Source organism: Mycobacterium sp. 1245852.3 (assembly GCF_001669335.1).
GTDB lineage: Bacteria > Actinomycetota > Actinomycetes > Mycobacteriales > Mycobacteriaceae > Mycobacterium > Mycobacterium europaeum_A.
The window spans coordinates 1-10,840 of the sequence record NZ_LZLL01000505.1 but is presented as its reverse complement, the minus strand read 5'-3'; the positions used below and the strand labels follow the sequence as shown (position 1 = coordinate 10,840).

Genomic DNA, 10,840 nt, shown 5'->3' with positions numbered 1-10,840 from the left:
GCTGGCCCAGCACAAGGACGACATCGCGGGCGCCATCCCGCCGCTGGCCTCCACGACGACGGATTTGACGGACCTGCTGAAGAATTCGCGCCGGCCGCTGCAGGGCATCCTGGAGAACACCCGGCCGCTGGCCACCGAGATAGACAACCGCAAGGCCGAGGTGAACAACGACGTCGAACAGCTCGGCGAGGACTACCTGCGGCTGTCCGCCTTGGGCGCCTACGGGTCGTTCTTCAACATCTACTTCTGTTCGGTGACGATCAAGATCAACGGCCCGGCCGGCAGCGACATCCTGCTGCCGCTCGGTGGCCAGGTGGATCCCAGCAAGGGGAGGTGTGCTTTTGCCAAGTAACGCAAGGCATGAGCGCGATCCACTGCGCACCGGCATTTTCGGTGTGGTGCTGGTGGTTTGCGTGGTGCTCATCGCGTTCGGCTACTCCGGATTGCCGTTTTGGCCGCAGGGCAAGATCTATGACGCTTACTTCACCGACGCGGGCGGCATCAATCCCGGCAACGCCGTTTATGTTTCGGGTTTCAAGGTCGGCAAGGTGACCTCGGTGGGTCTGGCCGGCGACAGCGCCAAGATCAGCTTCAGCGTCGACCGCCACGTCGCCGTCGGCGACCAGTCGCTGGCCGCGATCCGCACCGACACCATCCTCGGCGAACGCTCCATCTCGGTGACCCCGGCCGGTGGCGGCAAGGCGACCACCATCCCGCTCAGCCGCACGACGACGCCGTACACGCTCGCCGGTGCGCTCGAGGACTTGGGGCAAAACGCCAACAATCTGGACAAGCCGCAGTTCGAGAAGGCGCTGAACGTGCTGACCGACACGCTGCACGACGCCAACCCGGAGCTGCGCGGCGCGCTGGACGGCGTGACGTCGCTGTCGCGCACCCTGGACCGCCGCGACGAGGCGCTGCAAAGCCTTCTGGCGCACGCGAAGTCGGTCACCGGCGTGTTGTCCCAGCGCGCCGAGCAGGTCAACAAGCTGGTCGACGACGGCAACGAGTTGTTCGCCGCCCTCGACGAACGCCGTGACTCCCTCGCCCAGCTGATCTCGGGGATCCAGGACCTCTCGACGCAGATTTCCGGTTTCGTCGCCGACAACCGCAAGGAGTTCGGTCCCGCGCTGGGCAAGCTCAACGACGTGCTGTCCAACCTCAACGAGCGCCGCGACTACATCACCGAGGCGCTCAAGCGGTTGCCGACTTACGCCACCGAGCTGGGTGAGGTCGTCGGTTCGGGTCCCGGATTCAACGTCAACGTCTACGGCGTGATCCCGGCGCCACTGCTCGCCACCATGTTCGACTTCTTCTACCAGCCCGGCAAGATGCCTGCCAGCCTCGCCGACTACCTGCGCGGCCTGATTCAGGAACGCTGGACGATCAGGCCGAAAGCGCCGTGATGCAGCGGATCATCCGTAGCCGGGGGCTGCGCTACGCCACCATCATCGCGCTGGTCGCGGTGCTGGTGGGTGGCGTGTATGTGCTGTCGTCGCAGGAGAAGAACCGCAAGATCATCGGCTACTTCACCTCTGCCGTCGGCCTGTATCCCGGTGATCAGGTGCGCATCCTCGGTGTCCCGGTCGGGACCATCGACACGATCGAGCCGCGGCCCTCCGACGTCAAGATCACCATGGCCGTCTCCAAGGACGTGAAGGTCCCCAAAGATGCCAAGGCGATCATCATGTCGCCAAACCTGGTGGCCGCCAGGTTCATTCAGTTGACGCCGGCGTACACCGGCGGGGCCGAGATGGCCGATGGCGCCAGCATCGGCCTGGGCCGCACCGCCGTCCCGGTGGAATGGGACGAGGTCAAGGAGTCGCTGACCCAGCTGGCCGTCCAGCTCGGTCCGACGGCCGGATCCCTGCAAGGACCGTTGGGCTCGGCGATCAACCAGGCCGCGGACACCTTCGACGGCAAGGGCCAGTCGTTCCACAACGCCCTGCGCGAGCTCTCGCAAGCCGCTGGGCGCCTTGGGGATTCGCGCGGCGACATCTTCGGCACGGTGAAAAACCTGCAGGTGCTCGTCAACGCGCTCTCGTCCAGTAACGAGCAGATCGTTCAGTTCGCCGGCAACGTCGCCTCGGTGTCTCAGGTGCTCGCCGACAGCTCGCGCCACCTCGACACCACCCTGGGCACTTTGAACAAGGCGCTGTCGGACATCCGGGGCTTCCTGCACGAAAACAACTCGACGATCGTCGATACGGTCAACAACCTCAACGATTTCGCGAAGACGTTGAGCGACCAGAGTGACAACATCGAGCAGGTGTTGCACGTGGCGGGCCCGGGTATCGCCAACTTCTACAACATCTACGACCCCGCGCAGGGCACCCTCAACGGCCTGCTGTCGATACCGGAATTCGCCAACCCCGTGCAGTTCATCTGCGGTGGCTCCTTCGAGACCGCCGCCGGGCCCAGGGCGCCCGACTACTTCAAGCGCGCCGAGCTCTGCCGTGAGCGGCTCGGTCCGGTGCTGCGCCGGCTCACCGTGAACTACCCGCCGCTGATGTTCCACCCGCTCAACACGATTACGGCGTACAAGGGCCAGATCATCTACGACACCCCCGAAACCCAGGCCAAGTCGGCGACGCCGGTGCCACAGCTGACCTGGATTCCGGCCAAGGGCACCCAGACGCCGCCGGACGCCCAGAACCCGGCGGACCTGCAGGCCCTGCTGGTCCCGACGGCCCCGCAGGCCGCTCCCGCGCCGGGCCAGCCGGCGCCGCCCGGTGCCGCTCCAGCTCCTGGCCCCGCCGCCGGGAGCGCCTTCGGTCCGCTGCCGGGCCCGCCTCCGGGCCAGGCGCCCAACGGGCCGGCGGCCGGCTTGGGTGGTGGCGGATGAACCGGATGTGGTTGCGCGCAGGCGGATTGGCGACGGGCAGCGTGCTGCTGGCCGGCTGCCAATTCAGCGGGCTGAACTCGCTGGCGATGCCGGGCACCGCCGGCCACGGCAGCGGCGCCTATTCGATCACGGTCGAGCTGCCCGACGTGGCGACCCTGCCGCAGAACTCTCCGGTCATGGTGGACGACGTCACCGTCGGCAGCGTCGCCGGCATCGCGGCCGAACAGCGGGCCGACGGATCGTTCTATGCCGCAGTCAAATTGGCGCTGGACAAAAACGTGGTGCTGCCCGCAAACTCGACCGCGACGGTCGCCCAGACATCGCTGCTCGGTTCGATGCACATCGACTTGGCGCGTCCCAAGGACAAGCCGGCCGTTGGCAAGCTCAAGGACGGGTCGAAGATCGCGGAGGCCAACACCGGCCGCTATCCCACCACCGAAGAGGTGCTCTCGGCGCTGGGCGTGGTGGTGAACAAGGGCAACGTCGGTGCGCTGGAAGAGATCACCGACGAGACCTACCGGGCCGTCGCCGGCCGGCAGGACCAGTTCGTCGACCTGGTCCCCAGGCTCGCGGAACTGACCTCGGGGCTCAACCGCCAGGTCAACGACATCATCGAAGCGGTCGACGGGTTGAACCGATTCTCGGCCAACCTGGCGCACGACAAGGACAACCTGGGCCGGGCGCTCGACACGCTGCCCGAGGCCATTCGCGTGCTCAACAAGAACCGCGATCACATCGTCGAGGCGTTTAGCGCGCTGCACAAACTGGCGAACGTCACCTCCCACATCCTGGCTAAGACCAAGGTGGACTTCGCCGCCGACATGAAGGACCTGTACTCGGTCGTCAAGGCGCTCAACGACAACCGGAAAAACCTGGTCACCTCGCTGCAGATCCTGCTGACGTTCCCGTTCCCCAACTACGGCATCAAGCAGGCCGTGCGCGGTGACTACCTCAACGTGTTCACCACCTTCGACCTCACCCTGCGCCGGCTGGGCGAAACGTTCTTCACCACGGCGTATTTCGACCCGAACATGGCCCACATGAACGAGATCCTCAATCCGCCCGACTTCTTGACCGGCGAACTGGCCAACCTGTCCGGACAGGCCGCGGACCCGTTCAAGATTCCGCCCGGCACGGCTTCGGGACACTAGGGGGCGGGCGCAGATGCACGACAGACTGACCAAGATCCAGCTGGTGATCTTCGCGGTGATCACCGTCATCACCTTGACCGTGATGGCGATCTTCTACCTGCGGTTGCCCGCGACGTTCGGCATCGGAACCTACGGAGTGAGCGCCGATTTCGTTGCCGGGGGCGGCCTGTACAAGAACGCCAACGTCACCTACCGCGGCGTGGCCGTCGGCCGGGTCGAGTCGGTGGGGCTGAGCCCCAACGGCGTCATCGCCGACATGCGGCTGAACAGCGGGACCGCCATCCCGTCGAACGTCACCGCGACCGTCAAAAGTGTGTCCGCCGTGGGCGAGCAGTACATCGACCTGGTGCCGCCCAGTTCACCGGCAACGAGCAAGCTGGTCAACGGTTCTCGCATCGAGCGCAAGAACACCCGGATCGGCCAGGACGTCGCCGACCTGCTGAAGCGCTCCGAGACCTTGGTCAACAGCCTGGGCGATACCCGGTTGCGTGAGCTGCTGCACGAGACGTTCGTCGCCGCCAACGGATCGGGTCCCGAGATGGCCCGGCTGTTCGAGTCCGCCAGGCTGCTGGTGGACGAGGCCAACGCAAACTATCCGCAAGTCTCGCAGTTGATCGACCAGGCCGGCCCGTTCCTGCAGGCGCAGATCCGCGCCGGCGCGGACATCAAGTCGCTGTCCGACGGGCTGGCGCGGTTCACCTCCGAGGTGCGTCAGGCCGACCCGCAGCTGCGCGACACCCTGGCGACCGCCCCCGGCGCCACCGACGAGGCGAGCACCGCGTTCTCCGGCATCCGTCCCTCTTTCCCGGCGCTGGCGGCGAGCCTGGCCAACCTGGGCCGGGTGGGCGTGATCTACCACAAGTCGATCGAGCAGCTGCTGGTGGTCCTGCCGGCGCTGTTCGCCGCGATCATCACGATGGCGGGTGGTCCCCCCATCGACGAGGGTGGAAAGCTGGACTTCAAGCTCGACCTCAACGACCCTCCGCCATGCGCCGTCGGCTTCCTGCCGCCGCCGTTGATGCGCACCCCGGCCGACGAGACGGTGCGCGAGCTGCCGAAGGACATGTACTGCAAGACCGCGCAGAACGATCCCAGCACCGTGCGTGGCGCCCGCAACTACCCGTGCCAGGAGTTCCCCGGCAAACGCGCACCGACCATCCAGCTCTGTCGCGACCCGAAGGGCTACGTGCCGATCGGCCGCAACCCGTGGCGCGGTCCGCCGGTGCCCTACGACACCCCGGTGACCAACGGGCTGAACGTGTTGCCGCCCAACAAGTTCCCGTACATCCCGCCGGGCGCTGAGCCCGATCCGGGAACACCCATCGTCGGGCCGCCGCCGCCGGGTGTGGTGCCCGGCCCGGGTCCGTTGCCCAACAAGCAGCCGGCCTTCGCTCCGCCGCCGCCCAACGACAACGGGCCGCCACCGCCGTTCACGTCCTGGCAGCCGCCCGGCGTGCCGCCGGTGCCGCCGCAGCTTCCGTACCCGAAGTGGCTGCCCCCGCCGCCCGCGCCGGAGGGCATCAGCCCGCCGCCGGCGGGCCCGGGACCGGAGAAGCCGTGGGGGCCGCCGCCCGGTGGGCAACCCCAGGCCAGCGGGCCGCCGGCATACGCGACCTACGACGAGAAGACCGGCGCGTTTGTCGATCCGGCCGGTGGCACTGGTATCTTCGCGGCCGGCGCCACCGGTACCTCCGGCGCCGAGAACTGGGTGGACCTCATGCTTGATCCAAGGCCGATGTAATGGACACTGCCGTGGCAGACGAACAAACGAACAAACCACGGGTGCGCCGTCGGGCCTCCCGCGCGGCGGGTCCGGCCAAGGGTGATTCGGCCCAGGACGTCACGGTCCACACCGACGTTGCGCCCGCGGCGAAGCCGACGCCCAAACCCGTCAAGGCCCTCAAGTCCATCAAGCCGCCACCGCGCCGGCAGCCGCACCGTGCCCTGGTGGCGTGGATCTCATTCGCGGCCGCACTGCTGGCGGTCGGTGTGCTGGCCGGTTGTGTGGCGGCGCTGCTCGTTTCGCAGCGCCACGCCACCACGGCGCAGGCGCGCGATCAGCGTTTCGTCGACACCGCCACGCAGACGGTGGTCAACATGTTCAGCTACAAGCAGGACAACATCGACGAAAGCGTGAACCGGTTCATCAACGGCACCAGCGGCCCGCTGCGCGGCATGCTCGGCGCCAACAACAACGCCGAAAACCTCAAGGCGCTCTTCCGCTCCACCAATGCGACATCGGAAGCCGTCGTCAACGGGGCCGCACTGGAAGGCGTTGACGCCGTTACCAATAACGCGTCGGTGCTGGTGTCGGTGCGCGTCACGGTCGCCGACATCGACGGCGTCAACAAGCCGTCCATGCCCTACCGCCTGCGTGTCATCGTCCACGAAGACGACGCCGGCAAGATGAGCGGCTACGACCTGAAGTATCCCGACGGAGGCAATTGATGCGATGGCGGCGTTGGCTGCTGGTCGTCGCGGGTTACCTCCTGGCCGCGGCGTTCGTCGGGTTGTCTGCGGTGGCCGGCTGGATGTACTGGGACAGGGTGCAGACGCGCGGCGAGCAGGCGGCGCGGGCGGTGTTGCCCGGCCTGGCGGCCAAGGAGATTCCGGAGGTCTTCGCCTACGACTACCAGACGGTCGAACGGAGCCTGTCGGCGGCGTATCCGCTGCTGACCCCGGACTATCGCGCGGAGTTCCAGAAGAGCGCCAACAACCAGATCATCCCCGAGGCCAAGAAGCGCGAAGTGGTGGTGCAGGCCAATGTCGTTGGCGTGGGGGTGATGTCGGCCAAACGGGAATCGGCATCGGTGATGGTCTTCATGAACCGCACCGTGACCGACAAGTCACGCCAGCCGCTGTATGACGGCAGCCGGCTGCGGGTGGACTTCAAAAAGGTCGGCAAGCAGTGGCTGATCGCCTACATCACGCCGATCTAGCCCTGCTGGCAACCGGTCAACGTCAGTAGCACATCGCAATGCCGTTGCAGTACAACGGGTAACGCTGCACCGGGCTGGGCGGCGGTCCGATCAGCGACAGCGAGAACGGTTGCTTCTTCATCTCCGGCTCCATGCCGCACACGGGTCCGTGCATGGTGGTGTGGGTGCCGCTCATCGTTTCGTCGCTGAACGCGAAGGTTTCGGTGGACGGCGCGGTGCCGCCGCCGGGGCAGGACACGCCGTTGTCCTTGGTGACTTGGAAAGTCCACAGCATGCTCGACATTCGGGCGCGGCCGCTGAAGTTCTGCAGCTTGTCCGCCGCGCTGATCTTCTCATCGGTAAAGCTCACGACGTTGAGCGCGCACTGCATCGCGAACACGATCGGATCGGAGTAGTCGTTCATGTTGCGGGTGCCGGACGGCTGATCGCATATCGCCGTGACAGTCCATGTAACCCCGGACACGCCAGCCTCGTTGAACGAATAGTTGCCGTCCGCCGGTGGTCCGAGCGCCTTGGCCGGTTCACCGGACTGCAGCGCGATTCCCACCGCGACCGCCGTGAAGATACCGGCACCGGCCGCCATTCCGTGACGGAGCTTCATGTGATGCCCCTCCTTCGCGTGCGACCCTCGCACCTGAGTATCACAGCGTTCGGGCGGCAACACCATGGGGTCTTGCGGATGCGCCCTAATCGGCGCCGCCGGGCCGGGATTCGGCGAGCGCATCGAGGAACGACCGCGCCCACCGGTCGACGTCATGAGCCAGCACCTGGCGGCGCAGTGACCGCATCCGGCGGCGTCCCTCTTCGTCGGATTGGTGGAGCGCGGCCTCGATCGAATCCTTCACGCCCTCGAGGTCGTGCGGATTGACCAGATACGCCTGGCGCAATTCGGCGGCGGCACCGGTGAATTCGGAGAGCACGAGCGCGCCGCCGAGATCGCTGCGGCAGGCGACATACTCCTTGGCGACCAGGTTCATCCCGTCGCGCAGCGGGGTGACCAGCATGACGTCGGCGGCCACGAAGAACGCGATGAGTTCGTCGCGCGGGACCGGCCGGTGCAGGTAGTGCACCACGGGGTGCCCGACTTCGCCGTACTCGCCGTTGATGTGGCCGACCTGGCGCTCGATGTCGTTGCGCAACTGCTGGTAGCTGTCCACCCGTTCGCGGCTCGGTGTCGCCAGCTGGACCAGCACGGTGTCGTCGCGCTTGGCGCGGCCCTCCGCGAGCAGCTCCGAAAAGGCTTTCAGGCGAACGTCGATGCCCTTGGTGTAGTCGAGCCGGTCGACGCCCAGCAGCACCTTGCGCGGGTTGCCCAGCTCGGCCCGGAGCTCCCGGGCGCGGCGCTTGATGTCGCGGTGGCGGGCCGCCTGGTCCAGCGCGGTGGAGTCGATGGAGATGGGGAAGGCGCCCACTCGAACGACGCGGGAGTCCAGTTCCACCTCGCCGTAGCGCGACCGCACCCCCACCGCCCCGCGCGAGGTGTTGGCCCCGATCAGCCGCCGGGCCAAGAACAGGAAGTTCTGCGCGCCGCCGGCCAGATGGAACCCGACCAGGTCGGCGCCGAGCAGGCCCTCGACGATCTCGGTCCGCCACGGCATCTGCATGAACAGCTCGACCGGCGGGAAGGGGATGTGCAGGAAGAAACCGATGATCAGGTCGGGCCGCAGTTCGCGCAGCATCTTCGGCACCAGCTGCAGCTGGTAGTCCTGCACCCAGACCGTCGCGCCTTTTGCCGCGGCACGGGAGGTGGCTTCGGCGAAGCGGCGATTGACGTCGACGTAGCGCTCCCACCATTCGCGGTGGTACATCGGTTTGACGATGACGTCGTGATACAGCGGCCACAGCGTGGCGTTCGAGAAACCCTCGTAATATTCGGCGACGTCGGCCGCGCTCAGCCTGACCGGCCGGAGCTCCAGATCTTCCTGGATGATCGGTTCGTCATCGTGGTCGGTGTCCTCGTCGACGATCCCGGCCCAGCCGACCCATGCCCCACGCCGGCGGCGCAGCAGCGGCTCGAGCGCGGTGACCAATCCTCCGGGGCTGCGTTTCCACGCCGTGGTGCCGTCGGGAAGCCGCTCCTGGTCCACCGGCAACCGGTTGGCGACTACGACGAAGTCGGAGTTGCCGTACTTGGCCGCCGTTGCGCTTCGCCCACCCCCGGGAGACATTTATGCGTCGAGTTTCGAAGGCCCAATACCCAGCATGGACAGGAACACCCGGCACTCGTCGGCGTCGGTGGCGTACGCCGCGACGACCCGCCTGGCCTGGCTGGCGGTGCTGTCGGCCACAGGTTCCACGTCGCCGATTTCGCCAGGATCAGATTTAGTAGGCATGACTTAACTGTAGGCGACGCCGCTGACCGGTCGCAGCCCGTCTCACCAGCTAACGGGCTCTGACGGCGTTTACGGCCGGTTCGCAGGTGTTCGCCGCGCCGCTCGCGAAGACGCGATGGACGGCGGCCGCGGTGATGCAGGATAAGCGGGTGGTCGATCAGGACGCCGATAACGACGTGATGTTCGAGTTCCTCGACGTCGTCGTCGAACGCCAGGGCGTGCGCGCCCTGAACGGGCTGACCGCCGCCATCCCGGCGCACGGCGTGACGGCCGTGTTCGGCCCGTCCGGCTCGGGCAAATCGACGCTGCTGCGGTTGTGCAACCGGCTGGAGCTGCCGACGAGCGGGCGGGTGTCGTTCTACGGCTCGGACATCGTCGCGCTCGACCCGCTGTGGCTGCGGCGCCGGGTGGGCATGTGCTTCCAGCGTCCGACGCCGTTTCCCGGCACCGTCGCCGACAACCTGCGCGCGGCCGATCCGGACGCGCCCGATGCGCGGATGCGCGAGACGCTGGCCCGGGTCGCGTTGAGCGGATCGTGGCTGGACCGCGACGTGGCCGGGCTCTCGGGTGGGGAGGCGCAACGCGTGTGTCTGGCCCGCACCTTGATGGCCGGACCGCAGGTGCTGCTGCTGGACGAACCCACCTCCGCCGTCGACACGGAGGCGGCCGAGGTCATCGAGCGCGCGGTGCGTGAGTTGGCCGCCGACGGCACCCCGGCCCTGTGGGTCACCCACAACGCGGCGCAGGTGGCCAGGGCCGCCGACCGGGTCCTGCGCCTGGAGTCCGGCCGCAGCCAGGGGCTGGGCCCGGTCGCCTCCCGCCCGGGCGACGGCTCGGTGGCGTGATGAACGGCCAAGTCGGCTGGCTGGGCCTGGCGACGTCGCTGATCCTGGTGGCGTTCGCGGCCGGGATCTCGCTGTGGCGGCGGTTGGGGCTGGAGCGGCAACTGCTGTGGGCCGCGGTGCGCGCACTGGTGCAGTTGCTGCTCGTGGGCGGTGCGCTCACGCTGCTGTTCGAGCCGGGCAGGTCGCTGTGGTGGTCGTGGGCGTGGGTCGCCGGGATGGTGGCGTACGCCGGGGATGTCGCGCGCCGTAGGGCGCCGGAGGTGCCGCGGTTCGCGCCGCTGGCCGTGGCCGCGTTCGCCGGCGCGGCGGTGGTGACGCTGGGGGTGATCTTCGGCCTGCGGGTGTTCCCGTTGCAGGGGCGGACCCTGGTCCCGGTCGCCGGGATGATGATCGGCAACTCGATGACCGCCATGGTGCTGGTGGCGCGGCGGCTCGTCGACGAGTTGCGCGACAAACGCGACGAGGTCGAGGCCCGCCTGGCGCTGGGCCAGCCCTGCGGGCAGGCCGCGTCGCCGTACCTGCGAATCGCCTTGCGCTCGGCGATATCTCCGCAGATCGAGACCACCAAAGCCACCGGCCTGGTGTTCCTGCCGGGCGCCATGACCGGCCTCATTCTGGCCGGGGTGCCGCCGTTGCAGGCGGTGCTGGTGCAGGCCGTGGTGATGTTCTTGATCCTGGGCTCGGTCGCGGCCACCACGGTGGTCGTCGGGATGGGCATCGTGCGGCT

Annotated in this window: 12 protein-coding genes; 9 read left to right on the top strand and 3 right to left on the bottom strand. The window is 67.6% G+C overall.

Going from position 1 to position 10,840, the window contains the following annotated elements; genetic code table 11:
• From A9W96_RS22580 to A9W96_RS22550, 7 genes are all read left to right on the top strand, one after another.
• The coding region (locus A9W96_RS22580) for an MCE family protein (RefSeq protein WP_231999805.1) at positions 1 to 352 on the top strand (352 nt) is incomplete at its 5' end.
• Positions 342 to 1,406 (top strand): virulence factor Mce family protein, encoded by a 1,065-nt coding sequence (locus A9W96_RS22575; protein ID WP_067143207.1) that lies wholly within the window; start codon positions 342 to 344, stop codon positions 1,404 to 1,406. The genes A9W96_RS22580 and A9W96_RS22575, both read left to right, overlap by 11 nt.
• Entirely contained in the window at positions 1,406 to 2,845 is a 1,440-nt protein-coding gene (locus A9W96_RS22570) for a virulence factor Mce family protein (protein ID WP_156748981.1), read from the top strand. The genes A9W96_RS22575 and A9W96_RS22570 overlap by 1 nt, the downstream gene beginning before the upstream one ends.
• Positions 2,842 to 3,996, top strand: coding sequence for a virulence factor Mce family protein (locus tag A9W96_RS22565; protein ID WP_066881026.1), 1,155 nt, complete (start codon positions 2,842 to 2,844; stop codon positions 3,994 to 3,996). The genes A9W96_RS22570 and A9W96_RS22565 overlap by 4 nt, the downstream gene beginning before the upstream one ends.
• Positions 3,997 to 4,009: 13 nt before the next feature.
• Complete coding sequence (locus A9W96_RS22560; RefSeq protein ID WP_067143205.1) at positions 4,010 to 5,737, top strand: virulence factor Mce family protein; 1,728 nt, start codon at positions 4,010 to 4,012, stop codon at positions 5,735 to 5,737.
• Complete coding sequence (locus A9W96_RS22555) at positions 5,737 to 6,444, top strand: mammalian cell entry protein (protein ID WP_066866224.1); 708 nt, start codon at positions 5,737 to 5,739, stop codon at positions 6,442 to 6,444. The genes A9W96_RS22560 and A9W96_RS22555 overlap by 1 nt, the downstream gene beginning before the upstream one ends.
• A complete protein-coding gene (locus tag A9W96_RS22550) occupies positions 6,444 to 6,935 on the top strand; it encodes a mammalian cell entry protein (RefSeq protein WP_066881022.1) in 492 nt (163 codons plus the stop codon). Before A9W96_RS22555 ends, A9W96_RS22550 begins: the two co-directional genes overlap by 1 nt.
• 22 nt (positions 6,936 to 6,957) lie before the next feature.
• On the opposite strand, the gene A9W96_RS22545 is transcribed toward A9W96_RS22550, so the two are convergent.
• From A9W96_RS22545 to A9W96_RS31690, 3 genes are all read right to left on the bottom strand, one after another.
• Positions 6,958 to 7,536, bottom strand: coding sequence for a hypothetical protein (locus tag A9W96_RS22545; protein ID WP_066866221.1), 579 nt, complete (start codon positions 7,534 to 7,536; stop codon positions 6,958 to 6,960).
• An 85-nt stretch (positions 7,537 to 7,621) separates the two neighbouring features.
• Entirely contained in the window at positions 7,622 to 9,103 is a 1,482-nt protein-coding gene (locus tag A9W96_RS22540; RefSeq protein WP_067143204.1) for a trehalose-6-phosphate synthase, read from the bottom strand.
• Complete coding sequence (locus A9W96_RS31690; RefSeq protein ID WP_112632220.1) at positions 9,104 to 9,268, bottom strand: hypothetical protein; 165 nt, start codon at positions 9,266 to 9,268, stop codon at positions 9,104 to 9,106.
• 134 nt (positions 9,269 to 9,402) lie between these two features.
• On the opposite strand from A9W96_RS31690, the gene A9W96_RS22535 reads away from it, so the two are divergent.
• Together A9W96_RS22535 and fetB are read left to right on the top strand one after the other, a co-directional pair.
• On the top strand, positions 9,403 to 10,113 hold the full coding sequence (locus A9W96_RS22535) for a phosphate ABC transporter ATP-binding protein (RefSeq protein ID WP_067143206.1): 711 nt from the start codon (positions 9,403 to 9,405) through the stop codon (positions 10,111 to 10,113).
• Positions 10,113 to 10,840 (top strand): iron export ABC transporter permease subunit FetB (gene fetB, locus A9W96_RS22530; RefSeq protein ID WP_067143203.1); only part of this gene is annotated, 728 nt, incomplete at its 3' end. The genes A9W96_RS22535 and fetB, both read left to right, overlap by 1 nt.

What these genes read in the sequence shown, in the direction of transcription:
- A9W96_RS22570 (WP_156748981.1), top strand. Translation starts at nt 1,406, where the DNA reads ATGCAGCGGATCATCCGTAGCCGGGGGCTGCGCTACGCCACCATCATC.
- A9W96_RS22565 (WP_066881026.1), top strand. Translation starts at nt 2,842, where the DNA reads ATGAACCGGATGTGGTTGCGCGCAGGCGGATTGGCGACGGGCAGCGTG.
- A9W96_RS22560 (WP_067143205.1), top strand. Translation starts at nt 4,010, where the DNA reads ATGCACGACAGACTGACCAAGATCCAGCTGGTGATCTTCGCGGTGATC.
- A9W96_RS22555 (WP_066866224.1), top strand. Translation starts at nt 5,737, where the DNA reads ATGGACACTGCCGTGGCAGACGAACAAACGAACAAACCACGGGTGCGC.
- A9W96_RS22550 (WP_066881022.1), top strand. Translation starts at nt 6,444, where the DNA reads ATGCGATGGCGGCGTTGGCTGCTGGTCGTCGCGGGTTACCTCCTGGCC.
- A9W96_RS22545 (WP_066866221.1), bottom strand. Translation starts at nt 7,536, where the DNA reads ATGAAGCTCCGTCACGGAATGGCGGCCGGTGCCGGTATCTTCACGGCG.
- A9W96_RS22540 (WP_067143204.1), bottom strand. Translation starts at nt 9,103, where the DNA reads ATGTCTCCCGGGGGTGGGCGAAGCGCAACGGCGGCCAAGTACGGCAAC.
- A9W96_RS31690 (WP_112632220.1), bottom strand. Translation starts at nt 9,268, where the DNA reads ATGCCTACTAAATCTGATCCTGGCGAAATCGGCGACGTGGAACCTGTG.
- A9W96_RS22535 (WP_067143206.1), top strand. Translation starts at nt 9,403, where the DNA reads ATGCAGGATAAGCGGGTGGTCGATCAGGACGCCGATAACGACGTGATG.